The following is a 25643-nucleotide window of genomic DNA, read 5'->3' on the forward strand; positions in this document are numbered from 1 at the left end:
AGCACACAGCTCCGGGCGCCGAGCGCTGTCTCGCCCACGGGCCACAGCCCCCATCACCCGCACGAGGCCCCGGATCTTTCCGGGGCCTCTTGTCTGTGTGTCAATTCCCGTACTGCCCTTGGGCAGAAGTCCGCGGACCAGCAGTCACCTCCCGATCGTGCGCGGCAGTCAGGCGGAGTTCCCGCGGCGGGACCTGGCCCTCAGGAACAGCGCCCCCGCCACGCCGGCAAGGAGCGTGCCACCCACGGTCCAGGCCGCCAGGCCGAGGCGCGATGCTCCGGCGGAGTGTGCGGCCGCCTGCTCCGTGGAACAGGCCTCGCCCCGGGTGAGGCGCAACCGGGCCCACGGCTTGTCGGGGCCGGTCTGGCCGACCTCGTGCCGGTGGACGACGTAGAGGCCGGGCGCGGCGTCGCACTTGAGGGTTGCGGTGGCGGTCAGGACGGCCCTGGCGCCACGCAGGACGGCGCGGCCGGCGAAGGCGGGGGAGGTGAGACTGATGTCCCCGTCCGATCCCTCGTCGTCGTTGTCGGTGATCGTGATGCGGTGGCCGGCCCGGAAGGTCCGCACGTCCCACTCCGACTGGGGCCATGTGGTGTCCGGGGCCCAGCGTTCCTCCGGATCCCGCCGGGGCAGCTTCTTCACCCTGTCGCGGCAGGCCCGGCGCGCGGCCTCGTCGGCCGGCTCGACACGCACCCGCGCCCAGCGGAACGGATGCTCCTCGGGCCCCACGTCCCCCGCGCCGCGCCGCAGGACCGGATAGGTGCCCGGCGTGGCCTCGCAGGCGACGGTGACGGTGGTCGTCAGCAGCGGATCCATCATGCGCAGCTCGCCCGACGCGAGGAACACGGACGAGCGCATGGTGTCGCCGTACTGCGCCTCGCCCTGCTTGGCGTCGACGCTCAGCGTGTCACCGGGCCGCACCGACGTGACGCGTCCGTACGTGAGCGATGCCGTGGGCTGCGGGACCGAGGCCGAAGCCGGTCCGGCCGCCAGGGCAAGCAGCAGGAACGGCAGCGCCACCCGTGCGGCAGTTCGGAATCCGCCCATCTCCGTCGTCTGCCCTGCCTTTTGACGTTGTGCCGGACAGGTCGGCCTCTGTCACCTTCGGCTGACTTCAAGACGGAAAGACACGTCATTGCGTTCCAGACGCAGACGAGTTCCGGTCCTCGCCGGGAACCGAGCACGCACTCGTGGCGGGCGGGCGTGAGGCACTGCCGGTTGCCCAGGTTGCCGTACTTCGCCGCTGTACAGCCCGGACCGCGTTCCGAGTGCTTCGAGTCGATCAGCGGAAGTTGGTTCGACGCCTGGGTCGTGGAGTTCATGCGACTGAATCGGCACGGGCTGCTGGCCCATCTGGAGTCATTGCCCTGGCCCGACCCATACTCGGTGCAGGTGCTCATCCAGGACGAAGCGTCACCGGCGCCTTCACACGCACCGACCGCCCCGGCTACTCGTAGCCGGTCCCGGCGGAGGACGATCAAACCGGGTGTGGTCCTGTGCCTGACCCTGAAGTCGATCTTCGGAGCCCGTTGCCGTACCCCACTGCTGTACGCCGCCGCTGTACGCCCCAAAACGCAAGAGGTCCCGGATCTCTCCGGGACCTCTCACCTGTGTGCACTCGGCAGGATTCGAACCTGCAACCTTCTGATCCGTAGTCAGATGCTCTATCCGTTAAGCTACGAGTGCTTGTTTTGTTTTCCGCCGGTCCTGGTCCTTTCGGCCCGCTCGCGGCGACAGGAAGAACATTACATGACTGCCGCCGCCATGTGAAATCCGTTTGCCGCACCCCTTGTGACCTGCGGAAACGCCTCTTCGGGCGGTTCTGTGAACGACGAAGCCCCGGTCGCTCGGACCGGGGCTTCGGTGATCATGCGCGGAGGCGGAGGGATTTGAACCCTCGATGGGCTTTAAGGCCCAAACCGCATTAGCAGTGCGGCGCCATAGACCGGACTAGGCGACGCCTCCAGCACAGCCGCCCGCGCGAGCGCGAGTGGTGCGTGCAGATGATGACACAGTCGAGCGTGCTGTCACCAATCGACTCCCACGGTACTAGGCAGGCAGGCCGCAGAGCAAAGCCCTTCCGGCCCGTGCCGGGGTGTCCGTGCCGAGCGGGGCGGTGGGGCGTTAGTCAGGGCATGTTCGCTCGGATTCTCGCCGTCGCCGCCACCGCCGCCGCCTCCGTAGTGCCCGCCGTCGCCCACGCCGACGTCGGCCGTCCCGCTCTCGCACCGCCGCCCGTGCAGGACGAGGACCGGGCCGGCGACCACCTCACCGTCACCGTCCGGCACGCGGGCGACGGTACGGACGGGACGTTCGAGCTGTACTGCCATCCCGGAAGCGGTGACCATCCCGATGTCAGCGGTGCGTGCGAGACGCTCGATCGTGTCGCCCGGTGGGGCAGGGACACCTTCGCGCCCGTGCCCGAGGACAGCGTCTGCACCATGCAGTACGGCGGGCCCGCCACCGCGCATGTCACGGGGAGGTGGGCCGGGCGGCCCGTCGACGCGTCGTACGACCGCAGCGACGGATGTCAGATCGGCCGCTGGGACCGGCTTGTGCCGTTGCTGCCCGATCTGCGGCCGCAAGGGCAACCGTAGGGACGTAGAGGCGCAGGGACTCGCCCAGGATTTTTCCGGGGAAACCCAGGACTTCGTAAGGGTCCGGCGAAGGTCTCGCGAAGCCCTGCGCAGGCCAGAGGATGCGGGCACACGTTCTACTTCAACTCGTCGTGCGACCTCCCTCTCATCCGGCGTCGCGAGCGCAACCACTGCCCTTAGACTCCCTCGCGTGACACGTCGCGGGCCGGTTGGCAAGATGGCCCGAGCGGTCGGCAAGGTGCGGTAACAGGGAGGAAGCGTCTCGTGAGCAGCAGGCCATCCCGAGGCGCTGCTCGCCTCGCAGCCATACTCGACGCGCTTCCCGATGCGTTGGTGCTGGTCAACGCCAATGGGACCGTCGTCAACGCGAACACGATCGCGCTTGAGGCCTTTGAAGCGCCGGGTACGGCTCTCGTGGGGCGGGGGCTGCTCGATCTGCTGCCGCAGTTCGACTCCAAGCTCATCCCGGGGTCCATGCGGCGGCCCGATCACATGGACCCCGCCGGGCGGACCAAGCCCACCCGGATGATCGCGCGGCGGACCGACGGGGTGGAGTTCCCCGTCGAGGTCACCAGCGCCAACCTCGAGAACGGACAGCAGGCCTACGACGGTTACGGCTACAGCGGCGACGAGCTGCTGATGCTCGTCGTGCGCGACCTGACCGGGACCGTGGACACCGAGGCCGAGCTGGCGCGTTCGCAGCGGCAGACCGAGATGATCCTGCGGGCCGCGTCCGAGGGTGTGGTGGGGACCGACACGGCCGGGCGGATCGTGCTCGTCAATCCGGCCGCCGCTCAGATACTGGGTTATCGGGCCAGTGATCTCGGCGGCAAGGAGCTGCACTCCCTCGTGCTGCACTCGCGGGCCGACGGTTCCCCCTTCCCGTACGAGGAGTCCGCGCTCGCCGACACCCTGCGCTCCGGGCGAAAGCACCGGGTGCGCGGGCAGGTGCTGTTCTCCAAGGGCGGGGACAAGGTCTCCGTCGATCTGACCACCGCTCCGGTGCGCGACGGGGACCAGCTCGTCGGTGCCGTGATGACCTTCGCCGACCGGCGGCCGTACGACGCGCTCGCCGAGGAGAAGGCCGCCCTCGAGAAGCGGCATGCGCAGCAACTGGAACGGATCGAGGAGGAGCACGCCTCCGAGCTCACCGCACTGCGCCAGAAGCACGTCACCGAGATCGCGGAGCTGCAGGAGCAGCACGACGAGGAGATCGCGGCCGGCGAGGAGCGGTATGCCGCTCTCGGCGAGCGGGAGAAGGACCGTTACGAGGCCCTCGCCGCGCGGCACGAGCAGCTGCTGACCCTGCTGGGGCGGTCGCTGCGCGGACCGCTGGACGAACTGCGGCGCGAGCTGGCCGCCCTCGCCGCCGACGACGCCGGGCAGCTGTGGCCGGAGGCCAACCAGGTGCTGCACCACCTGTCGGCCGGTTACTCGCGGATCACCACGCTCATCGACAACGTCCTCGGCTACCAGCTGCTCGACGCCGGGAGCGAGCAGATCACTCGTACGAAGGTCATGCTCGACGCCGTGGTCGCCGCCGGGGTCGACGGGGCGGTCGAGCTGATCGGGCCCGGCCGGGTGCAGTTCGCCGTGCACGCGCCGCCCATCGAGGCCGAGGTCGACCCGCAGCGCCTCGCGAGTGCGCTCGCCCATCTGGTCGCGGATGTCGCCGGTGTCGATGCGACCGGCAACGCGCCCGTGTCGGCGGGCGGTTACATGGACAACACGGTCGTCGTGGCCGCCGCGCAGCGCGGTGAGGTCGTACGGATCGAGGTGCGCGGGCCGTATGCCGGGGGAGACCCGGTGCACGAGCCGATCGTGCGCGGGATCGTGCGGGCTCATGGCGGTGTGCTGCAGACGCACGAAGTGCCCGGGATGAGCGGCAGCGCTTATGTGCTGGAGGTGCCCATCGGGGGCGGGGCCGGGGCCGTTGCGGCCGACGGTCCGGCCGAGGTTCCGGGCGCCGGGTCCGACGAGGGTGTCGCTTCCGACCAGACCTCCGGTGGCGGGCGCCGGCGTGCCCGGCGGGCCTCCGTCGACGCGTTCCTGGAGAGCGAGGGGCCGGCGGAGGCCGGTGACCCGACCGATGCCGGTGACGCGGAGGGCGGTGTGCCCACCGGACGGCGGCGCAGGCGTGCGGTGGAGGAGTCGGCGGCCGCCGCGGGAGCGCTGGAGCTTTCCGGTGGTACCGGGCGACGGCGCGGGCGGCCGGCCGACGCCGGTGACGGTGTCGCCGAGGGTGCCGTCGTCATGGCCGGCGAGCACGGCTCCGGGACCGCGGCCGTCGGCACGGGGCTGGGCGGGACGGTTCCGCCTCAGGGCGTGCCCGCACCCGGCGCCCGACGTGCGCGACGGGACGGCGGCGAGCAGCCCGCCCTGCCCGCGGCGCTGCCCGCGGGCCCCACGGCAGCCGAGCAGTCGGTCCGGGCCGAGCAGGCCGTAGCCGTACAGAACACGGAGAACGGCGAGCCGACCGGGCGCCGTCGCCGCGCCCTGGCCGCCGCGAACGACCGCGCCGCCGCACAGGAGGCGGCCCCGCGTTCGGTGTTCGCCCTGCCGCCGGCGGAGGCGGACCGGGTTCCCGCCGCGGGTGCGCAGGGGCAGGCGCCGGTGCCTGGGCAGGCATCCGTACCTGCACAGGGTCAGGCGCCGGTTCCGGCTCCTGCTCAGCCGCAGATTCCTGGGCAGCCGAAGATTGCTGTTCAGCCGCAGGTTCCCGGACACCCGCAGGTCCCCGGGAAGGGCGGCCTGGATGCTTCCGGTGACGGGCTGGCCGACGACGGTCGTCACGATGCCGTTCCGCACGATCAGTCCGGCGACCACACTCCGCCGCAACCGCACCCCACGAGCGCGCCGACGGGCCGCCGTCGCCGTGCCGTGGCACAGCCCGGGGCGCAGGAGGCCGGCGGACAGACTCCGGGGCAGGGGGTGCCGGTGCAGCAGGCCGCGCCCGTTCCCGCCCAGGCGGCCGCCGCGCCGAACGGCACCGGCCAGGCAGCCGCACCGGCCGCCGCCGCTCAGCCGCTTCCCGCTGCGCCCGTGGAGGGGGCCGCCGGTCAGTCCACCCCGGCGCCCGGCACTCCGCTGCCCCCCGAGGCAGCCGCGGCACCGGCACGCCCCGCCCAGCCGCTCCCCGCCGAAGCGGCCGCCGCACCGGCCGTCCCCGTCGACCCGAACTCCACGCAGGGCCAGGCGATCAGCGTGCGGACGCTGGGCCAGGGGGTGCCGTTCACGCGGCAGGCCGCGCAGGTGCAGCAGCCCACGGCCACACCAGCGCCGCACAACCCGAGCGGTTCCGGCCGGCGTCGCAAGCTGGGCACGCGGACCGAGCCCGCGGCCGCGGCCCCCGAGCAGGCGGCCCGTCCGCACCCGGCGGCCGAACAGACTCCCGTACCGGCACAGCCGCAGCCCTCACTGGCCGGGCAGTCGCGGCTGGCGCAGATGACCGAGGGCACCGGGCGGTCGTACGCCATAGGGGCGCCGGACGAGAACGCGGCCGAGGGGCCGGAGCCGCTGGACGGTCCCGGTGGGGCCGTGGAGATCGCGGACACCCCGCGTCCGGTGCCGATGGACGACGAGCTGCCTCCGGAGCCGCTGGACAACCCGCGTCGGCTGCTGGTGTGGCCCGCGCCGGACGTGACGACCCAGCAGGCGCTGAGCGACCGCGGCTACCGGCCGGTGATCGTGCAGTCGCGCGAGGAGGTCGACGCGCAGATCGCGGCCTTCCCGGCGGCGCTGTTCGTGGACCCGCTGACCGGGCCGATCACACGGACCGCGCTGCAGTCGCTGCGGCAGGCGGCGGTGGCGTCCGAGGTGCCGATCATGGTGACCGCGGGGCTCGGGCAGGCGACGCGCGAGGCGGCGTACGGCGCCGACCCCGCCGTACTCCTGAAGGCGCTCGCGCCGCGGGACAGCGAGCAGCATCCGCCGCGGGTGCTGCTGATCGAGGAGCATGCGGAGATCGCGCTGGCCCTGACCGCGACGCTGGAGCGGCGCGGGATGCAGGTGGCGCGGGCCGCGAGCGATGCGGACGCGGTGACACTGGCGGGGCAGCTGCGGCCCAACCTGGTGGTGATGGACCTGATGCAGGTGCACCGCCGCCAGGCCGGGATCATCGACTGGCTGCGGGCGAACGGGCAGCTCAACCGCACCCCGCTCGTCGTCTACACCGCCGCCGTCGACCAGGCCGACCTGCCGCGGCTGGCCTCCGGCGAGACCGTCCTGTTCCTCGCCGAGCGGTCCACCAGCAGCGAGGTGCAGAGCCGGATCGTCGATCTGCTGTCGCGGATCGGGACCAACTAGGCCTCGGCAAGGGCTGCTTCGCTACTTCGCGACGAGCCTGCGTGCCGCCTCCTTGATCGAGGTGCGCAGGCGGTCGCGGTCGGTCTCCTCGGTGCCCGCGAGGATGCGGCGCATCTGCGGGACGACGACGGCCCAGTTGGCCACCGCGGTCAGCAGCAGGAGCAGATCGCGGGGCGGGATGGCGTCGGTGATGACGCCGCGGTCCTGGCCGTCCTCCAGGGTCGCCACCTTGCGGCGGTAGTGCTCCTGGCGTTCGGCCTCGTCCGGCAGGTCGGTGGTGCCGTACGCCAGGCCCTCCCAGAAGAGCAGGCGCAGCACCTCGGGGTGTGCCTCGTGGTAGTCCATCAGGCGGTCGATCCAGCCCTCGATGTCGTCCGGGTCGACGGGGACGGCCGCGGCCAGGTCGAGCATGACCTTGCCCAGGACCTGGGTGAACAGCTCCGCCTTGTTGCCGAAGTAGGCGTAGATCAGCTGCTTGTTGGCCTTGGCCGCGGCGGCGATGCGGTCGATGCGGGCCCCGGCGATGCCGTGGGCGGCGAACTCGGCGACCGCCGCCTCGAAGATCCGGGCCCTGGTGGCCTCGGGGTCTCTGACTGCCATAGGGGCAGGGTACCGCTCCGAGGTCGGTAACCAACTATTTGGTTGACAGGGAATCGGTGGGCGGTGCACGGTGTTCCCTCTTCCAACCAACCAGTTAGTTGTTGGAGCTGGCTCGAAGAACCAGAAGAACTCGAAGGCACTCGCTCGAAAGCACTCGAAGGAACTCGAAGGAGTCCGTCCGCTATGCAGTCCACCACCGCAGCGCAACCGGTCCGGACCGCCGCTCCGGCGCCGACGGGCGCATCACGCCTGCTCCTGCCCCTCATCGCCCTGTGCACCGCCGTCACGGCCGCCAACATCTACCTCGCGGCGCCCCTGCTCCCCCTCATCGCCCACGACTTCGGCTCGACCCCCTCGGCGGTCGCCTGGATCGCCTCGGTCGCGCAGTTCGGCTACGCGGCCGGCCTGCTCTTCTTCGCCCCGCTCGGCGACAGCGTGAACCGGCGCCGACTGGTCGCCGTCCTGTCCCTGGTCACCGCCGCGGCCCTGGTCGCCGGCGCCACGGCCGCCGGGACGACCGCGCTCGCGGCCGCCGTACTGGTCGCCTCCGCGGCCACGGTGGTCCCCCAGCTCCTCGTCCCGCTGGTCGCCGCACGCGCCCCCGCCGACCGCCGCGCCCGCCATGTCGCCGCCGTCATCTCCGGCCTGTTCGCCGGGATCGTGGCCGCTCGTGTGCTCGGCGGCCTGGTCGGTCAGGCCTTCGGCTGGCGGACGGTCTTCGTGGGCGCGGCGGCGCTGACCGCCGTACTGGGTCTCGCGACCGCGCGCGCCCTCCCCGCGGAGACGCCTCGCCGCCAGGGTTCGCTCCTCTCGGGCCTCGCCGCCATGCCGTCCGTCGTGCGCCACTCGCCGGACCTGTGGCGGGCGTGCGTGCGCCAGGCGGGGATGTACGGCGCCTGGAGCGCCCTGTGGACCTCGCTCGCCCTGCTGCTGACCGGCGAGTCCTACGGCCTGTCCACCGCGACCGCCGGTCTGTTCGGCCTCTTCGGGCTCACCGCGAGCGCGGTGGCGCCCCTGGCCGGCGGACTGGTCGACCGATTCGGCGCCGCCAAGGTCGTACGGTCGGCGTATCTGCTCGCGGCCGTGTCCGTGCCGCTGTTCTGGTGGGGCGGGCAGGCGCTCGCGGCCCTGTTCGTCGCCGCGATCGCCGTCCACGCGGCCCTCGTCGCGTCCCACGTCGCCAACCAGACCCTCGCGCTCACCACCACCTCGGCTCCGGCCACCGCCAACAGCGCCTACGTCGTCGCAGGCTTCGCCGGCGGCGCCACCGCCTCGGCCCTGGCCGGCCTCGCCTTCGGCCACTGGGGCTGGGGCGGGGTGTGCGCGGTGGCGGGGCTGTGGCTGGTGCTGGGGTGGGGGGTTACCGCGGTACGGCGGTGAGGGCGTCATACGCGGTCGGGTCCGCGGTTCGACGGTGAGCGCCGTCGTACGGCGGGACCGGGCCGTGGTTGGCGGTCCCGTCGACCCGGCCTGCGCGCAGCGCAGCAGGATCTCGGGGCCGAAGATGCGGCGGACCAGAAGCGGGTCCCGCAGGCCAGCGGCCGTCTGGCCCCCCTTCCAGTTCCTGCCGCACCTCGACACCGCCACAGCCCCACCGCACAGCGGGGTTTCGACGCGCCGGACCGCCGCACGATGAGTCCAGGCCACCGCACGATGAGTCCAGGCCACCGACGACGGGTCCGGCCGTCACACCACAGCCCCGGACCGCCGCACGGCAAACTCGGCCACCGCACGATGAGTCCAGGCCACCGACGACGGGTCCGGCCGTCACACCACAGCCCCGGACCGCCGCACGATGAGTCCAGGCCACCGACGACGGGTCCGGCCGTCACACCACAGCCCCGGACCGCCGCACGGCAGCTCGGCCACCGCACGGCACCGCGGCCGTCGCACCACAAGTCCGGGCCTTCACACGAACTGGCCGTGTCGTCACGCCACAGGTCCGTGCCGCCGCACGGCAAGCCGGCCCGGCGCTCAGAGCTTGGTGACGTCCAGTGCCCCCTCCGCGTACTGCCTGCGCAGCACCTTCTTGTCGAACTTGCCCACGCTCGTCTTCGGCACCGCCTCGATGATCGTCCAGCGCTCCGGGAGCTGCCACCTGGCGATGTGGCCCTCGTCGGCGAGGAAGGCGCGCAGGGTCTCGAAGTCGGACGTCGCCCCCTCCTTGAGCACGACCGTGGCCAGCGGGCGTTCGCCCCACTTCTCGTCGGGGACGGCGACCACGGCTGCCTCGGCGACGTCCGGGTGGGACATCAGGGCGTTCTCCAGCTCGACGGAGGAGATCCACTCGCCTCCGGACTTGATGACGTCCTTGGCGCGGTCGGTGAGGGTGAGGAAGCCCTCGGGGGAGATCGTCCCGACGTCCCCCGTCTTCAGCCAGCCGTCCTCGCTGAACTTGTCGGCCGGACGCAGCGGTTCGGCGTCGGGGCCGTTGTAGTAGGCGCCCGCGATCCAGTTGCCGCGGACCTCCAGCTCGCCGGCGGACTCGCCGTCCCAGGGCAGGCGCTCACCGCCGGGGCCGCTGAGGCGGGCCTCCACGCCGGCCGGGAAGCGGCCCTGGGTCAGTCGGTACGCGAACTCCTCCTCGGTACCGACCGCATGGGCCGGCGGCCGGGCGATCGTGCCGAGCGGAGAGGTCTCGGTCATGCCCCAGGCGTGACAGACCCGCATGCCCAGCTTGTCGAAGGCCTCCATGAGGGAGGGCGGACAGGCCGAGCCGCCGATGGTCACCTGGGTGAGGGAGGAGACGTCGCGCGGCTTGGCGGTCAGCTCGGCGAGCAGGCCCTGCCAGATGGTGGGGACGGCCGCCGCATGGGTCGGGCGCTCGGACTCGATCATCTCGGCGAGCGGCGCCGGCTGCAGGAAGCGGTCCGGCATCAGCAGGTTGACGCCGGTCATGAAGGTGGCGTGCGGCAGTCCCCAGGCGTTGACGTGGAACTGGGGGACGACCACGAGCGAGGTGTCCTGGTCGGTCAGGCCCATCGACTGGGCCATGTTGACCTGCATGGAGTGCAGATAGATCGAACGGTGGCTGTACACCACGCCCTTGGGGTCGCCGGTGGTGCCGGAGGTGTAGCACATGGCGGCGGCCTGGCGTTCGTCCAGCTGGGGCCAGTCGTAGGTGGTCGGCCTGTCCGCGAGCAGGTCCTCGTACTCGTGCACCTGGGGGCGGGCGCCCTCCAGGAGGGAGCGGTCACCGGGCCCGGTGACGACGACGTGCTCGACCGTGGGCAGCTTCGGCAGCAGCGGAGCGAGCAGCGGAAGCAGCGAGCCGTTGACGATGACGACCTTGTCGGCCGCGTGGTTGACGATCCACACCAGTTGCTCGGCCGGGAGGCGGAGGTTGAGCGTGTGCAGCACCGCCCCCATGGAGGGGATCGCGAAGTAGGCCTCGACATGCTCGGCGTTGTTCCAGGCGAGGGTCGCCACCCGGTCGGCGTCCGCGACCCCGAGCTCCTCGCGCAGAGCGTGCGCGAGCTGGGCCGCGCGGGCTCCGATCTCGGCGTAGGAGCGGCGGTGCGGCTCGCCCTCCCCGGTCCAGGTGGTCACCTGCGACCTCCCGTGGACCGTCGACCCGTGGGTCAGGATCCTCGAGATCAGCAGCGGTACGTCCTGCATCGTGCTCAGCACGGTGTCCTCCCGTGGCGACATTGCCTACGCGGCGGTAAGGGTTGCGCTGATTCTGCGCACATACCGCGCGGTATGTCACTAGGTGCCGATGATCGATCGCGTCACGTCGGCCCCCAATAGCCACCACGTCACCCCTCGACGGGGCACCAGGTAGCCGCATTACCGCACAAGCCCCAGCTCAGGATCCTCGCGCAGCTTGCCCAGCGCACGCGACACCGCCGACTTCACCGTACCCACCGACACGCCCAGCACCTCGGCCGTCTGGACCTCACTGAGGTCCTCGTAATACCTGAGGACGACCATCGCCCGCTGCCGGGCGGGCAGCTTCATGATCGCCCGCCACATCGCGTCGTGCAGCGCCTGCTGCTCGGCCGGGTCGTTCCCGCCGGACACGGGCTCCGGCTCGGGCAGCTCCTCGCACACGAACTCGTCGACCCTGCGCTTGCGCCACTGCGAGGTGCGCGTGTTCAGCAGCGCCCGCCGCACATAGCCGTCGAGTGCACGGTGGTCCTCGATCCGCTCCCAGGCGACGTACGTCTTGGTGAGCGCGGTCTGCAGCAGGTCCTCCGCGTCGCTCGGGTTCGCGGTCAGCGACCGGGCGGTACGCAGCAGCATCGACTGCCGGGCCCTCACGTACGACGCGAACGACGGATACGGGAAGGTCAGCGCCGCCGGTTCGGCAGCGGTCGACGCGCTGGTGCAGACGGGTGTGGTCATGGCTCCACGCTATGAGCGGGGGGCCTCCTGCTCATCGGCCGCAGGTCCCGAAGCCGAGTCCCCCTCAGGTTGTAGGGGTGGAGGCAGCTGCACCTCCTGTAGGTGGACGAGCGGCCCCGGGGTACTGCGGGATGACCCCTGGGGGTCGCCCCGCCACCAGCGCTCACGGACCCGGCCGCTCAGCCGTCCGCGGTCAGGACCAGGCCGGATGTGGGCACGCCGGTGCCTGCGGTGACCAGGACCCGTCCCGCCCCCGGTATTCGGTTCACGGCCGTCCCGCGCAGCTGCCGCACCCCTTCCGCCACCCCGTTCATCCCATGGAGATAGGCCTCCCCGAGCTGTCCTCCGTGCGTGTTGATCGGCAACGACTCCCCGGCCACGAACTCCGCCGCCTCCCCTTTCCCGCAGAACCCGAACTCCTCCAGCTGCATCAGGACGAACGGCGTGAAGTGGTCGTACAGGATCGCCACGTCCATGTCGGCCGGCGTCAGCCCGGAGGTGCGCCACAGCTGCCGGGCGACCACGCCCATCTCCGGCAGGCCGGTCAGGTCGTCCCGGTAGAAGCTCGTCATCTGCTCCTGCGCACGGCCCGCGCCCTGGGCCGCCGCCGCTATGACAGCGGGTGGACGGGGCAGATCGCGGGCCCGCTCCACCGAGGTGACGACGATCGCCTGGCCGCCGTCGGTCTCCTGGCAGCAGTCCAGGAGCCTGAGGGGCTCGACGATCCAGCGCGAGGCCGCGTGATCGGCGAGGGTGATCGGGCGGCCGTGGAAGTACGCCGCCGGGTTTGTCGCCGCGTACTTGCGGTCGACCACCGCCACCTGCCCGAACGCCTCCGGGGTCAGCCCATGGGTGTGCAGATACCGCTGGGCGGTCATCGCCACCCAGGACGCCGGGGTCAGCAGCCCGAACGGCAGGGACCAGCCCAGGGCGGCGCCCTCCGCGGACGGCTCCCGGTGCTGCACCCCGGAGCCGAAGCGGCGGCCCGACCTCTCGTTGAACGCGCGGTAGCAGACCACGACCTCCGCGATGCCCGTCGCCACCGCGAGTGCCGCCTGCTGGACGGTCGCGCAGGCCGCGCCGCCGCCGTAGTGGATGCGGGAGAAGAAGGACAGTTCACCGATCCCGCAGGCCTGGGCCACGGTGATCTCCGGGCTGGTGTCCATCGTGAACGTGACCAGTCCGTCCACGTCCCCCGGGGTCAGCCCGGCGTCGTCCAGCGCGGCCCGCACCGCCTCCACGGCCAGCCGCAGCTCGCTGCGCCCCGAGTCCTTGGAGAACTCCGTGGCGCCGATGCCGACGATCGCGGCCCGCCCGCCGAGGCCGTCCCGGCTGCGGACGCTCATCCGGCACCCCCGGGGGCCTGCGCGGGGACGGTGACCGTCACCGTGCCCGTGACATGGCGGCCGATGCCGTTCGCCCCCACCACCCGGACCGTCGCCGTCTCGCCGTCCGCCTGCTCGACGACCTCCTCCACCGTGCCCGTCAACACCATCGTGTCCCCCGGGTAGTTGGGCGCTCCCAGCCGTATGGCCACTGTGCGCAGGAGAGCCGTCGGGCCGAAGTGGTCGGTGATGTAGCGGCCGACCAGGCCGTTCGTCGTCAGGATGTTCATGAAGATGTCCGGGGAGCCCTTCTTGTGGGCCAGCTCGGCGTCGTGGTGCACGTCCTGGTAGTCGCGGGAGGCGATGGCTCCGGCCACGATCAGGGTGCGGGTGATCGGGATCTCCAGCGGCGGCAGCTTCTCACCGGTCCTCATACGGCCTCCTCCTCCCGGGCGCGGAACACCGGCAGCACCAACTCCTCGTCGTACACCTGGAATTCGAGCCGCACGGGCATTCCGATGCGCACCTTGTCGTACGGCACTCCGACCACATCGCTGATCATCCGCACGCCCTCGGCGAGTTCGATGAGGGCGACCGCGTAGGGCGGGGAGAAGGCCGGGAAGGGCGGGTGGTGCATGACGACGTACGAGTACACCGTGCCCTCGCCGCTCGCCTCGACCGTGTCCCAGTCCGGGCCGCCGCAGTTGTTGCAGCCCGGCAGCCAGGGGAAGCGGAGGGTCGCGCAGTCGGTGCAGCGCTGGATGAGCAGCCGGTGGTGCTCGACTCCTTCCCAGAAGCCGGCGTTGTCACGGTTGACGACGGGGCGCGGGCGCCGGGCCGGCTGCTCGGGCTTCCTGCGGCGGGCGGGGGCGTACTTGAGGATGCGGAAGCGGTGCGTGCCGACGAGAGCGTGGCCCACGCGGACGTCCGTCCGCGTCGTGACGAAGTACCCCGTGCCCAGCTTCGTCGTCTTCTGCTCGGACACCGACTCGATCACCGTGTCGAAGGTGATCTCGTCCCCGGGACGCAGCGGTCGCAGGTACTCCTGCTCGCAGTCGGTGGCGACGACCGAGGTGCAGCCCGCCTCGTCGAGCAGGGCGAGCAGCTCGTCGTAGTCCCCCGTGCGCCCTTCGTGGCCCGAGAGGCCGCCCATGGTCCAGGCCTGGAGCATGGTGGGAGGAGCTACGGCCTCGGGGCCCACATAGGCCGGATTGGTGTCTCCCATCGCCTCGCACCAGTGCCGGATCATGGGCGCGTTGACGGGGTCCCGGCCTCTGCCGGACACGGCGGCGCGTCGCCCCTCGTAGGCCTTCAGCCGTGCCCCCAGCTCGTCCTCGCTCAACGTCGCCCCCTCGCCGTCTCCTGCATCGCGCATCGCACTGACACTTCTGGTACACCGCAGCCGTCGAGCGGGTTCCGTCGTCGCCCGCCAGAGTTCCTGACTGTCCGTCAGATAGTGAGCAGTGTCAAGGTCGCCGGCCCGGACGCGAAAACGCCTGCGCGGCGGCACCGAAGTACCGCCGCGCAGACGCCCTTGCACCCCAGCGCATCCCTGACCTTGCAGGTCAGGGGAGTCGGCTCACCACAGTTCGGTGAAGTTGATGGCCACGTTCCTGTTCCCCTGGTTGACGGCCGTGAACGCGGAGCCCTTGACCTGGGCGGTGTTGCTCTGGTTCGAGGCGCCGGAGCCCACCGCGTTCTGCTGCGTGGTCGAGGAGTTGCCGTAGTTGTCGTCTCCGACACCGCTGCCGACGACGCTTGCGACACCCGCGTTCGATCCGTTGTCCGCGACGGCACCGTTGTCCGCCGTCGCGACGCCGGCGAAGAGTGCGGCGGCCAGCGGAAGGGCGGAGACGGCGGCGATGACGCGGGCGGTACGGATGCTTGCCATGTTGTTCCTCCAGAACACCAACGTGAAGTACGGCTGTCACCAAGGCAGTTGGCCGACCGCCCCGGCGCTGTGCACGACGTCGCAAGATCAGAGTTGCCCATCGAATCTCCGACGAACCACACCGGAACGCACGATTCCTCCTCAAGTGCTACGACATATCGATAAACCCCTATCTCCACTTTCAACGCCCAGGTCAGGACAGTCCAGGCATCTCCATCCCAAGCGCCGCAAGGAGCGCAGCGGTCCGGCCACCTTTCCGGACAACCTCCGCACCCGGGCGCGTCGAGCCCGACCCCCCTTCCCTTTTTCGAACGCGTGTACGAACATGGAGCCATGGCCACCACCGACCGGCAGGCCACGACGCTGGCCCTCGCACACGCCCTGTCAGCCGCCGAGCGCGGACTGGCCGTGATTCCCCTGTCCCGGACGAAACTCCCGGCCCTGCGCTCCCCCCACCGCGACGATCCCGGCTCGCAGCCCTGCCACGGCGAGTGCGGCCGTCTCGGACACGGGGTGTACGACGCCTCGACCGACCCGGCACGCATCCGCGAACTGTTCGCCGCGGCCCCCTGGGCGACCGGCTACGGCATCGCCTGCGGTCTTCCGCCCCACCATCTGATCGGCGTCGACCTCGACACCAAATCCGGTACGGACTCCTCGGCGGCCCTGCGCGAACTCGCCCTGCGCCACCTCTTCACGATCCCCGAGACGGTCGTCGTCCTCACCCCCAGCGGCGGCCGCCACCTCTGGCTGAGCGGCCCGCCCGACGCCGCCGTCCCCAACTCCGCCGGCCGGCTCGCCCCCGGCATCGACATCCGCGGCGCAGGCGGCTACCTCGTCGGCCCCGGCTCCCGCACCGACCACGGCGTCTACACGGCGGCACCCGGCACCGCCCATCTCGCGCCCGCCGCCTGCCCGCCGGCCCTCCTGCGTCTGCTGCTGCCGCCGCCGCGCCCGGTCCACCCCTCGACGCACCCCTCGGCCGGCGACCACGGCCAGGGCCTCGTGCAGTTCGTCCTCGCCGCGCACGAGGGACAGCGCAACACCCGCCTGTTCTGGGCCGCCTGCCGCGCATACGAGAACGGCATCGGGCCGGCCCTGGTCGCCCCCTTACTGGACGCGGCACTCAACACCGGTCTGTCGGAACGCGAGGCACGGGCGACGATCGCGTCGGCTGCGCGGATGACTGGGCACCGGCCATAAGGCCGGACGCAACCTGGAGCACCTGAGCAGAGGACGTCCATGCACCACCGCACCAGAGCGCGGACCATGTCGCTGGCCCGCGTGGTCCTCTTCTCCGGCCGCCCGGTCGACCTCGCAACGCTGCGGCTGTCGTCGACATACGGAGGCGTGCCCGAGGACTGGCCGGGCTACCCCTGCAAGCCGGTCAACGACAGGGTGATCGAGGGCCTGCTCAGCACCGCCGCACGCATGTCCCCCGCCCCGGTCCACCTCGTCCCGCCCCCGCGCGTCTACCCGGACCAGTATCCGGGCGCCTTCGGCCCGGTCGAGATCCTGCCGTCCGTCGCCTGCGTCGGCTCGTTCCGGTCCTCGGCGCTGGACCCGAACCACGATCCGCTTCAGTACCGCTCGGGGCTGACGGTCGTCTGGTTCCAGCCGACGACACGGGTGCCGTGCGAGTGCGATGCGGAGGGGGCGTTGCGGGAGGTGGACTGGGAGGGGTTGGCGCGGGATTGCGAGTTGTAGGACCGTGGGGCCACAGATCGCTCTTGGGGTGGGTGTGGGATGTCGACCGGCCAAGACTTCGAGTCCCGGGCTTGCGGCTCAGACCACCGATGGCTTCGAGGCCGACCGCGTCCAGCGCTCACGCAGTCAAGGTGAGCGCAGAGGCCGCCGACTGGGCCCCGCGAACCCACGTCCACCAGCCACCTCGACCGATGTTGCGGGACGCGTTCAGGTCTGCGTGCTCAACGAAGCCGCATAGCCTGCAGACGAACACGGCCTGAGACGGCCGGCTACGTCGATCGATGTGATGGCATTGCGAGCATTCTTGGCTGGTGTACGCCGGGTCGACGTCCACCACTGGAACTCCTGGCCCGCTTGGCCTTGTACGCGATGAACTCGCCGAGCTGACGGAACGCCCAGCAGTGCAGTGTGACGCGTTGGGGCTTCTTGAGCCGTGCCCGGTCGCGGATGCCCGTCAGATCTTCCAGGGCCATTCCGCTACCGGTGCGTTGAGCCTCCGCCACGATGCGCTGTGCGATCTTGTGGTTTGTGTCGCGGGCCTGGCGTGCTTCCTTACCCGCGTGCTTCTTCGCCCGCCGCTTGGCGGACTTGGTGCCCTTCTGCTGGAGCTTGGAGCGCAGCTTGCAGCTGGGGCGCCGGAATCGTTCCGGCGCCCCAGCCCTCTTCGGTTCTTGTGCGCTCTGCGGAGGCGGTGGGATTTGAACCCACGGTGACATCGCTGCCACGACGGTTTTCAAGACCGTTCCCTTAGGCCGCTCGGGCACGCCTCCCCGCGCCGCTCGGAGATCAGCGGCGCGGGGACAAGAGTAACGGGTTGGCACGCTCACGCGTCCGTCAGATGTTGCTGAACCAGGGAGATTCGCGCGCGTGGGTAGCTGGTGTCAGCTGTCGCCCTGCCGTGCCCCCAGGGTGAGCTGGACCGTGTGGGACTTGCCGTCGCGTTCGTAGGTGATCGTGACCTGGTCGCCGGGCTTGTGCGTCCAGATCTCGCCGATCAGGGTGGGGCCGGAGTCGATGACGCGGTCGTCGAGCTTGGTGATCACGTCACCGGGCTTGAGGCCCGCCTTGTCGGCGGGGCCGCCGGACTCGACCGCCGCGGAGCCGCCGGCGCCCTGCTCGGTGATCTTCGCGCCGCTGGAGGAGTCCGCCAGGGAGACGGACGCACCGATCTTCGCGTAGACCGGCTTGCCGGTCTTGATCAGCTGCTGGGCGACGTACTTGGCCTGGTTGATCGGGATGGCGAAGCCCAGGCCGATCGAGCCGGACTGGCTGGAGCCGCCGAGGCCGCCGCTGCCGGTGGACTGGATCGCGGAGTTGATGCCTATGACGTTGCCCGCCGCATCGAGCAGCGGGCCGCCGGAGTTGCCCGGGTTTATCGAGGCGTCGGTCTGCAGGGCGCTCATGTACGAGGCACTGCTGCTGCCGGAGCCGTCGCTGGAGGCCACCGGGCGGTTCTTCGCGCTGATGATGCCCGTCGTGACCGTGTTGGACAGGCCGAAGGGGGCGCCGATCGCGATCGTCTCGTCGCCCACGGCCACCTTGTCGGAGTCACCCAGGGGCAGGGGCTTGAGGTCCGAGGGGGCGTTCTTGAGCTTGATGACCGCCACGTCGTAGCCCTGCGCGTGGCCGACGACCTCGGCGTCGTACTTCTTGCCGTTCGGGAAGGTCGCCGTGAGCTTGCCGCCGTCGACCGCGTCCGCGACGACGTGGTTGTTGGTGACGATGTGGCCCTGGGTGTCGAAGACGAAGCCGGTGCCGGTGCCGCCCTCGCCGCTGGTGGACTCGGCCTCGATGGTGACCGTGCTCGGCAGCGCCCTGGCGGCCACGCCCGCGACCGTGCCCGCGTCCCGCTTGACGGCGCCGCCGCTGGTGGAGGCGGAGACCGTGGTGGAGCCGGTGTTGTCGTCGTTGTTCTTGGCCAGCGTGTAACCGAGGCCGCCGCCCAGGCCGCCGGCGACCAGCGCGGCCACCAGGATCGCGGCCACGAGACCGCCGCGGCCGGACTTCGGTGCGGGCTGCTGCTGGTACGAGGAGCCCCAGCCGGAGCCCGCGCCGCCGGCGCCGCCGTCGGCGTACGAGGGCATGGCCGGGGGCGGCCAGGAGGCGTCCGGGGCCGAGCCCGTGGGCGCCTGCTGCTGCTGCGTGTGCTCCTGAGCGCCGGGGGCGCTCGGAGGTACGGGCGGAAGCGGTGCCGTGTGGTCGCTTCCCTCGGGGGCGGCGGGTGCCGAGGGAGCGGGAGCGTCCACCGGCACGGGGGGTGCGGACGGGGCCGGGGGTACCGCGGTGCCCTCGTTCTCGGTGCTCACAGCTTCTCTCCTCGGTCCACGGCTGTTGTTCTCGGTCGCACTCGGTCACGCTCGTTCACGTTCTCGACGGCCCGGCGCGATGCAGCTGTGCATGTTCTTTTGTATGCCGTCAGCTTTTCCCATGAGCCGTCAGGGCACCATAAGCGGTGCCTGTGGGTCCGGGGCCATTCTTTATATAGGCCATGACAGGCAAAAGGGGCGCAATCTATGCTCCTCCGATCGCACGACTACCCCTCTGCGGTGGCACCATGACGCGGTGACCCACGCACGCCGACACCGGATTCAAGTCGTCGCCCACCGCGGAGCCTCCGAGGAGGCCCCCGAGCACACCCTGGCCGCATACAAGAAGGCGATCGAGGACGGTGCGGACGCCCTCGAGTGCGATGTGCGCCTGACCGCGGACGGCCATCTCGTGTGCGTCCACGACCGCCGCGTCAACCGCACGTCCAACGGCCGGGGCGCGGTCTCGGCGCTGGAGCTCGCGGAGCTCGCCGCCCTGGACTTCGGCTCGCGCAAGACGCGGGAGCTGTGGCGCACACGCGACGAGGAGCCCGACTGGGAGTTCCGGCCCGAGGACCGGGAGGACACCTCCGTACTGACCCTGGAGCGGCTGCTGGAGCTGGTCGCCGACGCGGGGCGGCGGGTGGAGCTGGCGATCGAGACCAAGCACCCGACACGCTGGGCGGGGCAGGTGGAGGAGCGCCTGCTGGTGCTGCTGAAACGGTTCGGTCTTGACGCCCCCGCCTCGGCCGCCGAGTCGCCCGTGCGCGTGATGAGCTTCTCTGCCCGCTCGCTGCATCGCGTGCGTGCCGCCTCGCCGACCCTGCCGACGGTCTATCTGCTGCAGTTCGTCTCGCCCCGGCTGCGCGACGGACGGCTTCCGGCGGGTGTCCGGATCGCGGGCCCCTCGATCCGGATCGTGCGCAATCACCCGGCGTACATCGAGCGCCTGAAGGCGGCCGGCCATCAGGTGCACGTGTGGACGGTGAACGAGCCCCAGGACGTGGATCTCTGTGTCGAGCTGGGCATCGACGCCATCATCACCAACCGCCCACGTGCGGTTCTGCGTCAGCTCGGCCGCTGAGCGGCGCTCCCGCCGCTTGGCACCACGGTCCGTTACTACGGTTCGTCACCGTTCGTCACTGGTAAAGACCTGTGAAGAACCCTTGACCCATCAGCCACTCGGGCACCATCCTCCAGACTCGGCCACAGTCGAAATCCAGCCACACGGCTACAGGGAGTGCCCCGGCGCATTCGCTCCGTATTCGATCGTTGCGAATGCGTCACTGCACGTGGATCGGCCGGTTTCCGGTACAGGCCAATGGGGCATCCACACCGTGGCGTGGGGCAAAGGAGGTCTCGGGGGTGGCGTTGGTGGTGGCACAGGAGGTGCCCACGTCGTCGAGCATGGCCGTACCCCATGGCCCTGCGGGCGTGGGGAAGGCGCGACACCGTATGCGCGAGCAATTGCGCTCGGGCGGCGTGCCGGACGCCGTGATCGACGATGCCGTACTCATTCTTTCCGAACTCTTGAGCAATGCGTGCAAGCACGGCCGGCCCCTGGGTGACGCCCTGGCCGGGGACGGCGACGTCCGGGCCGCATGGCGGGTGGACCTGAGCGGCCGGCTCACGGTGGAGGTGACGGACGGTGGCGGGCCCACCCGCCCGGCTCCGGCCACGCCCTCGGTCACCGCGCACGGCGGCCGCGGGCTGAACATCATCACCGCGCTGGCCGACGACTGGGGCGTACGGGACGACGCCCGGGGCGAGGTCACCGTGTGGGTCGTCGTGCACGGGGACGTCCACGATCCGGATGCCCGGCTGCGGCGCGACGACTTCGCTACGCGCGTCACCGCACCGACGGTGTCGAGGATCCCGGCGATGCCGGGCCTGGACTTCGCGGACGCGTTCGACGACCTGGACTGAACACCTGGCTGTCCACAGGTCCCCGTGGCGCACGGCGTGAACGGCTAGGCTCCCGCCGTACCAGACGAGCCGTAACCGGGAGACACCCACGATGGCCAAGAAGCGACCCCAGACGAAGGCCAAGCGCCCGCAGATCACGGAGGGTGAGGTCCCGGTCGTCGGCGCGCGCGAACCCTGCCCGTGTGGCAGTGGCCGCCGCTACAAGGCCTGTCACGGACGGGCCGCCGCCCACGCCGTGACCGAGCTGGTGCACCGTCCCTTCGAGGGGTTGCCGGGCGAGTGCGACTGGGTGGCGCTGCGTGAGCTGGTGCCCGCCGCCACGGTGGAGCTGCCCCTGAAGGGCGGCCTGCCCGAGGGCGTCCCGTCCCTCACGCTGGCGACGGTGCTGCCGATGGCCTGGCCGGCCCTGCGCCGCGACGACGGCTCGGTGCTGCTGGGCCTGCAGAACGACACGGCGTCCGGCGACATCAGCCGCGACCTCGCCGACACCCTCCAGCGCGCGCTGACCGCACAGCCCGGCACACCGATCGAGGGCCGGCGCGCCCCGGCCGACGGTCCGCGGCTGCAGGATCTGCTCGACCCCGAAGGCGTGTTCGAGCCAGTTGTGCACAGCGGCTTCGAGTTCTGGGTCCCGGACTCGGAGAACGCCACGCCGGAGGTGGCCGCCTCTCTGGAGCGGGCCAACGCCGCGGCCATCCCGACCGCGAAGCTCACCGGGGTGGACGCCGCGTACTGGTGCGAGACGCCGGACAAGAACCACCTGCGCTGGGTCATGCCGTACCCGGAGGAGCAGCTTCTGGACGCCCTCGCACGGCTGCACGCGGCGGGCCGGGCGAACCTGGGTGAAGGCACCCGCCTCGTGGGTTCCTTCCGCGCTCACGGGCTCACCGTCCCGGTCTGGGACCTGCCGAGCGGGGTCGGCGCGGACGACGTCGAGAAGCCGGCGGCCGAGTTCGCCGAGCGCCTCGCGACGGCCCTCGCCTCGGACGTTCCGCTGACGGCCGACGAGCGCCGCGCCCGCGGCGGCCTCACCAACCGCCAGGTCACGCTGAGTTGACGAAGAGTGACGAGACCGGGTCCGGCTGAACGGCCGGTCAGCCGGACCCGGTCTTTCGGAACCGGTGAGTCCGCTCACAAGTCCCGCTGGGAACAAGCACATACGTGACTGGAAAGCCCGGATCGAATTTGCGAACCGCGGATCTCTTGTTACCGTTCCAGTAGCCCGGTTGCTGGTGCATCCCCCGTCGCCAGCAACCGGGTCTTTTCATGCGCGCGGTTCCCTTACGGAATGCCGTCGCCCGTCAACTTCCGGTGGTTTTCCCGGAGTTGCTCCCCGAGCGCAGCAGCAGCGGACCGTGCCCTGCCCGCCCCGCGAACTCCGCGACCGCCGTGTAGGCGTCCAGCGCGCCCCGGGTGTGCTGCCGGGGTGTCTCGCACATCCCCGGCTCGTCCTCGGCGCCCACGGCACAGCTCAGCTGCACGGTGCGGCCCCCGGGTCCCATCAGGCTCAGTGCGGAGTCCAGGGCCTTGCCGGTCACATTGCGGTAGTAGGTGCGCGCCCAGGTGTCCTCGCCCTGGGTGAGCACACAGGTCTGTGCCTCGACGCCTTCGGGGGAGGTGAGTTCGGGGCCGCAGCGGACGGCCGTGTCCAGACCGAGATCGAGCAGCAGGGGAGAAGGGGCGGAGGCGGCGGAGGGCGCCTTGGCGTCCTGGGGACGCGGGGAGGCACGTACGGACGCGCGCGCGGGGGCACGCACGACGGTGTGCCCCTCGTCGCCCGCCGGTCCCGCGGATGCCACGGCCAGCGGCAGCACGACTGCGCACACCACTACGCCCGCCATGGCGAGCAGACGGATTCGGGGGTCTGGGGGGTGTCCCCCAGGATCATGCAGCATGTGCGGAAGATAACGAGCACGCGGGCGCGTGCCGTCCCGCGCGCGCCGGACACCCCTACAACTCGGGCGCGCTCACACCCGTACGAGTGAGGGCCTCGACGGCCGCGTCCACCACGGCCTCGACGTCGGGGACCCAGGGGGAGGCGGAGCCGGGCAGCGGCGCGCGCTCCCAGCGGATCTCGCCCTCGCCGGTCTCGGACGGGGGCAGGGCCACATAGCCGCCCTCGCCGTGGAAGCGGAGGGAGCCGGGGACGAAGTCCTTGGCGTAGAGGAGCTCGCCCAGCTGCTCCATGCCGTACGGCTTCACCAGGATCGCCCAGCGGCTCGGCGAGGCGACGACCGGGCCGAGGCGCATGCCCGTGCGGTCCAGTGCGGTCAGTGCCTGCGAGGCGGCGAGGGCCGGCATGCTCACCGCGCAGGGGGCCTTGCCGCCGGTGGCGAGGATGACGGGTGCGGCCGGCCGGTTGCTCCACCACCAGCGCACCATGCGGGCGTCGGTGGTGGCCGCGAGCAGCCCGGGGTCGAAGGGATGCGCGCCGGGCACCGTGCACTCCGCGTCGGGGCAGCCGCAGCGGGAACGCGCCTGCGGGTCCGCCGCCACACCCGGGAGTACGGGCCACTGCCATTCCGTCGCGAAGGTCAGGGCCGCGCTGATCAACTCAGGCCTTCCGTCGCTGCGCTTGGACAGGAGCCTGCGTCGCCTTCCGAGGATCTCGCGCATGAGCGCTCGTTCCTTTCCGTTGCACCGCTGGCAACACCGTGGGCCACATCACACCATGTGTCGATCACTTCACTGTGCGTACCTGTTGGCGCATCACACCCCTGCCCCAGGCAAGGGGAACCCCTATGGGCCGAACGTTGGACGTGGCGTGGGGTGGCGAAGTCTGGCGTTTTGCCGTCCCGCGTATTTCTCTTCGCCTCCGCCACGGGAGGATGGGGCTCGGTCGTCGGTGGCTAAGACGCCCGGAGTCGGTCGCCAGGTTCCGGATGGCGCTCCACCACCCCTGGCCTTCTCCGAGTACGTACCCATCACGACCGCTGTGACGCTCCGTCGAGCAAGCCCAGTCGACCGCAATACCCCGTTACCCGAGTCAGTTTTAAGCCAAATTTGCTTTTAGACAAGGGGATCACTCGGTGCCCATGGACACCAGGAATCCCAGCAGGACAATGCTGGACATCCCCTTACGAGTGCGTGTACATGTGGAGACACCGCTAGCGGCGCAGAATGACATGGGGGTTTGCGATGCTTTTGCGCAATACGCACCGGTCCGGAAGCCGGACGCCATGAACGCCCCTCACCCTCCGAAAGTGGCTGGAATCGATTCAACGGTTCCGTCGCCCGCACACACTGTCGCGCCCGCGCCCGCAGCCCCGGGTACCCCTCCGGTCCCACCGCCCAACCCGCCGGGGGCGCTGCTCACCGACCGGCTGGCCGGCTGGGTCTCGGACCTCACGACCCTCCATGAACTCACCGAACGACTGAACCGCACGGACTCGCTCGCGGACGCCCTGACGGAAGTGCTGCGCGCCGGAGCCGCCCTCGTCGGCGCCCGGCGCGGTCTTGTCGTTCTGGAACCGGTCGACGGCCTCGGACCGGACACCACCATCGGCCTCGGCCTCGCCCGCGCCGACCTCGGCCACATCGAGACGGTGCCGCGCAGTGCCATGTCGTACGGCCGCATCCTCGAGGGACTGCCGGGCGGGGACGGCGAGATCGCCCAGCCGGACCTCTTCGCCGAGGACGGGCTCGACCCCCGGCATCGCGAGGTGGCCGCCCGTCTCGGCTATGCCGCCTGCTACGCACTCCCGCTGGCCGGCGAGCGCTCGGGCCGTCTCGGCGCCGCCGTGTGGCTCTACGACGAGCCCGCCGAACCGCTCGAGCGCCAGCGCCACCTCGTCGGGCTCTACGCCCGCTACGCCGGGGAGCACCTGGCCCGGCTGGTGGAGGTGGAACGCACGCGCGCATGCATGACGACGATGGCCGAGGAGCTGCTGCCGTCCCGGCTCCCCCGGGTGGCGGGCGTCCAGCTCGCCGCGCGCCACCGCACCAGTCCGCGCGGCGGCGGCGACTGGTTCGACGCACTGCCGCTGCCCGACGCCGCCCTGGGTCTCGCGGTCGGCTCGGTCACCGGTTCCGGGCCGAGCGCGGTCGCCGCGATGGGGCGGCTGCGGGCGTCCCTGCGCGCGTACGCCGTGATGGAGGGCGAGGACCCGGTGGCGGTCCTGTCCGACCTGGAGCTGCTGCTCCGCCTCACCGAGCCCGCCCGCTCCGCGACCGCCCTGTTCGCCTACTGCGAGCCCTCCCTGCGCAAGATCACGCTGGCCGGGGCCGGGCACTGCCCGCCGCTGCTGGTCGGCGAGCGGCGCACGGAGTTCGTGGAGACGTCGGTGTCCGCGCCGCTCGGCATGCTCGCCTGCTGGGAGGCGCCGAGCATGGAGTTCCAGGCGGAGCGCGGCGAGACGGTGCTGCTCTACACCGACGGTCTGCTGCACCGCACCGGCGACCCCACCGACCGCGCCTTCACCCGGCTGCACGCGGCGGCGGCCGGTGTCCCGAGGGCGCTGCGGCACGACCCGGACGCGATCGTCGACCACGTACTGCGGACGGTCCTGCCGGACGGGCTGGACGCGGCGGAGAGTGACGAGGACGTGGTGCTGCTGGCGGCTCGCTTCGAGTAGCGGCCGGTAAGGGTCTTCAGGGCCTGGGCCCCCTTCCGTACGACCGTACGATGGAAGGGGTCCAG

Annotated in this window: 22 protein-coding genes and 3 tRNA genes; 9 read left to right on the plus strand and 16 right to left on the minus strand. The window is 71.3% G+C overall.

Going from position 1 to position 25643, the window contains the following annotated elements; translation table 11 throughout:
• Positions 1–168 precede the first annotated feature (168 nt).
• The 3 genes from ACIBW9_RS12900 to ACIBW9_RS12910 all read right to left on the minus strand — a co-directional run bounded on the left by ACIBW9_RS12900 (position 169) and on the right by ACIBW9_RS12910 (position 1965).
• The gene (locus ACIBW9_RS12900) at positions 169–1047 is read right to left on the minus strand and encodes a hypothetical protein (protein WP_398954213.1); all 879 of its coding nucleotides are present in this window, start codon (positions 1045–1047) and stop codon (positions 169–171) included.
• Between the two features lie 566 nt (positions 1048–1613).
• A tRNA-Arg gene (locus tag ACIBW9_RS12905) sits at positions 1614–1686 on the minus strand.
• Between the two features lie 188 nt (positions 1687–1874).
• Positions 1875–1965: transfer RNA gene (locus tag ACIBW9_RS12910), tRNA-Ser, on the minus strand.
• Between the two features lie 170 nt (positions 1966–2135).
• On the opposite strand from ACIBW9_RS12910, the gene ACIBW9_RS12915 reads away from it, so the two are divergent.
• Complete coding sequence (locus ACIBW9_RS12915; protein WP_398954215.1) at positions 2136–2597, plus strand: SSI family serine proteinase inhibitor; 462 nt, start codon at positions 2136–2138, stop codon at positions 2595–2597.
• Positions 2598–2861: 264 nt separating this feature from the next.
• Entirely contained in the window at positions 2862–6902 is a 4041-nt protein-coding gene (locus ACIBW9_RS12920) for a PAS domain-containing protein (RefSeq protein ID WP_398954217.1), read from the plus strand.
• 21 nt (positions 6903–6923) lie between these two features.
• Here ACIBW9_RS12920 and ACIBW9_RS12925 read toward each other — a convergent pair whose 3' ends face one another.
• Entirely contained in the window at positions 6924–7502 is a 579-nt protein-coding gene (locus ACIBW9_RS12925; RefSeq protein ID WP_398954219.1) for a TetR family transcriptional regulator, read from the minus strand.
• Positions 7503–7685: 183 nt separating this feature from the next.
• On the opposite strand from ACIBW9_RS12925, the gene ACIBW9_RS12930 reads away from it, so the two are divergent.
• The gene (locus ACIBW9_RS12930) at positions 7686–8882 is read left to right on the plus strand and encodes an MFS transporter (RefSeq protein ID WP_398954221.1); all 1197 of its coding nucleotides are present in this window, start codon (positions 7686–7688) and stop codon (positions 8880–8882) included.
• Between the two features lie 594 nt (positions 8883–9476).
• Here the strand turns inward: ACIBW9_RS12930 and ACIBW9_RS12935 are convergent.
• The 6 genes from ACIBW9_RS12935 to ACIBW9_RS12960 form a co-directional block, all read right to left on the minus strand.
• Complete coding sequence (locus ACIBW9_RS12935; RefSeq protein ID WP_398954223.1) at positions 9477–11153, minus strand: long-chain fatty acid--CoA ligase; 1677 nt, start codon at positions 11151–11153, stop codon at positions 9477–9479.
• A gap of 138 nt (positions 11154–11291) precedes the next feature.
• On the minus strand, positions 11292–11849 hold the full coding sequence (locus ACIBW9_RS12940) for a SigE family RNA polymerase sigma factor (RefSeq protein WP_398954225.1): 558 nt from the start codon (positions 11847–11849) through the stop codon (positions 11292–11294).
• A 179-nt stretch (positions 11850–12028) separates the two neighbouring features.
• A complete protein-coding gene (locus ACIBW9_RS12945) occupies positions 12029–13195 on the minus strand; it encodes a lipid-transfer protein (RefSeq protein ID WP_398954228.1) in 1167 nt (388 codons plus the stop codon).
• Positions 13192–13608 carry a MaoC/PaaZ C-terminal domain-containing protein gene (locus tag ACIBW9_RS12950; RefSeq protein WP_398954230.1) on the minus strand — a complete coding sequence of 139 codons (417 nt, stop codon included), beginning with the start codon at positions 13606–13608 and terminating at the stop codon, positions 13192–13194. The genes ACIBW9_RS12945 and ACIBW9_RS12950 overlap by 4 nt, the downstream gene beginning before the upstream one ends.
• Positions 13605–14549: a bifunctional MaoC family dehydratase N-terminal/OB-fold nucleic acid binding domain-containing protein gene (locus ACIBW9_RS12955; RefSeq protein WP_398954233.1), complete on the minus strand. Its 945-nt coding sequence runs from the start codon at positions 14547–14549 to the stop codon at positions 13605–13607. The genes ACIBW9_RS12950 and ACIBW9_RS12955 overlap by 4 nt, the downstream gene beginning before the upstream one ends.
• 204 nt (positions 14550–14753) lie before the next feature.
• Complete coding sequence (locus ACIBW9_RS12960) at positions 14754–15065, minus strand: hypothetical protein (protein WP_398954235.1); 312 nt, start codon at positions 15063–15065, stop codon at positions 14754–14756.
• 333 nt (positions 15066–15398) lie between these two features.
• On the opposite strand from ACIBW9_RS12960, the gene ACIBW9_RS12965 reads away from it, so the two are divergent.
• On the plus strand, positions 15399–16268 hold the full coding sequence (locus ACIBW9_RS12965; RefSeq protein ID WP_398954237.1) for a bifunctional DNA primase/polymerase: 870 nt from the start codon (positions 15399–15401) through the stop codon (positions 16266–16268).
• A gap of 39 nt (positions 16269–16307) precedes the next feature.
• Positions 16308–16772 carry a hypothetical protein gene (locus ACIBW9_RS12970; RefSeq protein WP_398954239.1) on the plus strand — a complete coding sequence of 155 codons (465 nt, stop codon included), beginning with the start codon at positions 16308–16310 and terminating at the stop codon, positions 16770–16772.
• Positions 16773–16890: 118 nt separating this feature from the next.
• Here ACIBW9_RS12970 and ACIBW9_RS12975 read toward each other — a convergent pair whose 3' ends face one another.
• The 4 genes from ACIBW9_RS12975 to ACIBW9_RS12990 all read right to left on the minus strand — a co-directional run bounded on the left by ACIBW9_RS12975 (position 16891) and on the right by ACIBW9_RS12990 (position 19078).
• A complete protein-coding gene (locus tag ACIBW9_RS12975) occupies positions 16891–17109 on the minus strand; it encodes a zinc ribbon domain-containing protein (RefSeq protein WP_398954241.1) in 219 nt (72 codons plus the stop codon).
• Positions 17042–17488, minus strand: coding sequence for an IS200/IS605 family accessory protein TnpB-related protein (locus ACIBW9_RS12980; protein ID WP_398955207.1), 447 nt, complete (start codon positions 17486–17488; stop codon positions 17042–17044). Before ACIBW9_RS12980 ends, ACIBW9_RS12975 begins: the two co-directional genes overlap by 68 nt.
• Positions 17456–17542 (minus strand) — tRNA-Ser (locus tag ACIBW9_RS12985). The genes ACIBW9_RS12980 and ACIBW9_RS12985 overlap by 33 nt, the downstream gene beginning before the upstream one ends.
• Before the next feature lie 111 nt (positions 17543–17653).
• Positions 17654–19078 carry a S1C family serine protease gene (locus tag ACIBW9_RS12990; protein WP_398954243.1) on the minus strand — a complete coding sequence of 475 codons (1425 nt, stop codon included), beginning with the start codon at positions 19076–19078 and terminating at the stop codon, positions 17654–17656.
• A gap of 256 nt (positions 19079–19334) precedes the next feature.
• On the opposite strand from ACIBW9_RS12990, the gene ACIBW9_RS12995 reads away from it, so the two are divergent.
• The 3 genes from ACIBW9_RS12995 to ACIBW9_RS13005 all read left to right on the plus strand — a co-directional run bounded on the left by ACIBW9_RS12995 (position 19335) and on the right by ACIBW9_RS13005 (position 22061).
• Positions 19335–20162 carry a glycerophosphodiester phosphodiesterase gene (locus ACIBW9_RS12995; protein WP_398954245.1) on the plus strand — a complete coding sequence of 276 codons (828 nt, stop codon included), beginning with the start codon at positions 19335–19337 and terminating at the stop codon, positions 20160–20162.
• A gap of 194 nt (positions 20163–20356) precedes the next feature.
• The gene (locus tag ACIBW9_RS13000) at positions 20357–21004 is read left to right on the plus strand and encodes an ATP-binding protein (protein WP_398954247.1); all 648 of its coding nucleotides are present in this window, start codon (positions 20357–20359) and stop codon (positions 21002–21004) included.
• A gap of 91 nt (positions 21005–21095) precedes the next feature.
• Positions 21096–22061, plus strand: coding sequence for a DUF5926 family protein (locus ACIBW9_RS13005; protein ID WP_398954249.1), 966 nt, complete (start codon positions 21096–21098; stop codon positions 22059–22061).
• 244 nt (positions 22062–22305) lie between these two features.
• Here ACIBW9_RS13005 and ACIBW9_RS13010 read toward each other — a convergent pair whose 3' ends face one another.
• On the minus strand, positions 22306–22845 hold the full coding sequence (locus ACIBW9_RS13010) for a hypothetical protein (protein WP_398954251.1): 540 nt from the start codon (positions 22843–22845) through the stop codon (positions 22306–22308).
• Positions 22846–22954: 109 nt separating this feature from the next.
• Positions 22955–23620 (minus strand): bifunctional DNA primase/polymerase, encoded by a 666-nt coding sequence (locus ACIBW9_RS13015; RefSeq protein ID WP_398954253.1) that lies wholly within the window; start codon positions 23618–23620, stop codon positions 22955–22957.
• A gap of 446 nt (positions 23621–24066) precedes the next feature.
• On the opposite strand from ACIBW9_RS13015, the gene ACIBW9_RS13020 reads away from it, so the two are divergent.
• Positions 24067–25578 carry a PP2C family protein-serine/threonine phosphatase gene (locus tag ACIBW9_RS13020; RefSeq protein ID WP_398955209.1) on the plus strand — a complete coding sequence of 504 codons (1512 nt, stop codon included), beginning with the start codon at positions 24067–24069 and terminating at the stop codon, positions 25576–25578.
• Positions 25579–25643: the final 65 nt, after the last annotated feature.

It is taken from the genome of Streptomyces sp. NPDC049541, from assembly GCF_044465725.1.
Lineage (GTDB): Bacteria > Actinomycetota > Actinomycetes > Streptomycetales > Streptomycetaceae > Streptomyces.

What these genes read in the sequence shown, in the direction of transcription:
- ACIBW9_RS12965 (WP_398954237.1), top strand. Translation starts at nt 15,399, where the DNA reads ATGGCCACCACCGACCGGCAGGCCACGACGCTGGCCCTCGCACACGCC.
- ACIBW9_RS12925 (WP_398954219.1), bottom strand. Translation starts at nt 7,502, where the DNA reads ATGGCAGTCAGAGACCCCGAGGCCACCAGGGCCCGGATCTTCGAGGCG.
- ACIBW9_RS12980 (WP_398955207.1), bottom strand. Translation starts at nt 17,488, where the DNA reads ATGTCACCGTGGGTTCAAATCCCACCGCCTCCGCAGAGCGCACAAGAA.
- ACIBW9_RS12970 (WP_398954239.1), top strand. Translation starts at nt 16,308, where the DNA reads ATGCACCACCGCACCAGAGCGCGGACCATGTCGCTGGCCCGCGTGGTC.
- ACIBW9_RS13005 (WP_398954249.1), top strand. Translation starts at nt 21,096, where the DNA reads ATGGCCAAGAAGCGACCCCAGACGAAGGCCAAGCGCCCGCAGATCACG.
- ACIBW9_RS13010 (WP_398954251.1), bottom strand. Translation starts at nt 22,845, where the DNA reads ATGGCGGGCGTAGTGGTGTGCGCAGTCGTGCTGCCGCTGGCCGTGGCA.
- ACIBW9_RS12945 (WP_398954228.1), bottom strand. Translation starts at nt 13,195, where the DNA reads ATGAGCGTCCGCAGCCGGGACGGCCTCGGCGGGCGGGCCGCGATCGTC.
- ACIBW9_RS12950 (WP_398954230.1), bottom strand. Translation starts at nt 13,608, where the DNA reads ATGAGGACCGGTGAGAAGCTGCCGCCGCTGGAGATCCCGATCACCCGC.
- ACIBW9_RS12915 (WP_398954215.1), top strand. Translation starts at nt 2,136, where the DNA reads ATGTTCGCTCGGATTCTCGCCGTCGCCGCCACCGCCGCCGCCTCCGTA.
- ACIBW9_RS12955 (WP_398954233.1), bottom strand. Translation starts at nt 14,549, where the DNA reads ATGCGCGATGCAGGAGACGGCGAGGGGGCGACGTTGAGCGAGGACGAG.
- ACIBW9_RS13020 (WP_398955209.1), top strand. Translation starts at nt 24,067, where the DNA reads ATGCTGGACATCCCCTTACGAGTGCGTGTACATGTGGAGACACCGCTA.
- ACIBW9_RS13000 (WP_398954247.1), top strand. Translation starts at nt 20,357, where the DNA reads ATGCGTCACTGCACGTGGATCGGCCGGTTTCCGGTACAGGCCAATGGG.
- ACIBW9_RS12900 (WP_398954213.1), bottom strand. Translation starts at nt 1,047, where the DNA reads ATGGGCGGATTCCGAACTGCCGCACGGGTGGCGCTGCCGTTCCTGCTG.
- ACIBW9_RS12960 (WP_398954235.1), bottom strand. Translation starts at nt 15,065, where the DNA reads ATGGCAAGCATCCGTACCGCCCGCGTCATCGCCGCCGTCTCCGCCCTT.
- ACIBW9_RS12935 (WP_398954223.1), bottom strand. Translation starts at nt 11,153, where the DNA reads ATGTCGCCACGGGAGGACACCGTGCTGAGCACGATGCAGGACGTACCG.
- ACIBW9_RS12940 (WP_398954225.1), bottom strand. Translation starts at nt 11,849, where the DNA reads ATGACCACACCCGTCTGCACCAGCGCGTCGACCGCTGCCGAACCGGCG.
- ACIBW9_RS13015 (WP_398954253.1), bottom strand. Translation starts at nt 23,620, where the DNA reads ATGCGCGAGATCCTCGGAAGGCGACGCAGGCTCCTGTCCAAGCGCAGC.
- ACIBW9_RS12930 (WP_398954221.1), top strand. Translation starts at nt 7,686, where the DNA reads ATGCAGTCCACCACCGCAGCGCAACCGGTCCGGACCGCCGCTCCGGCG.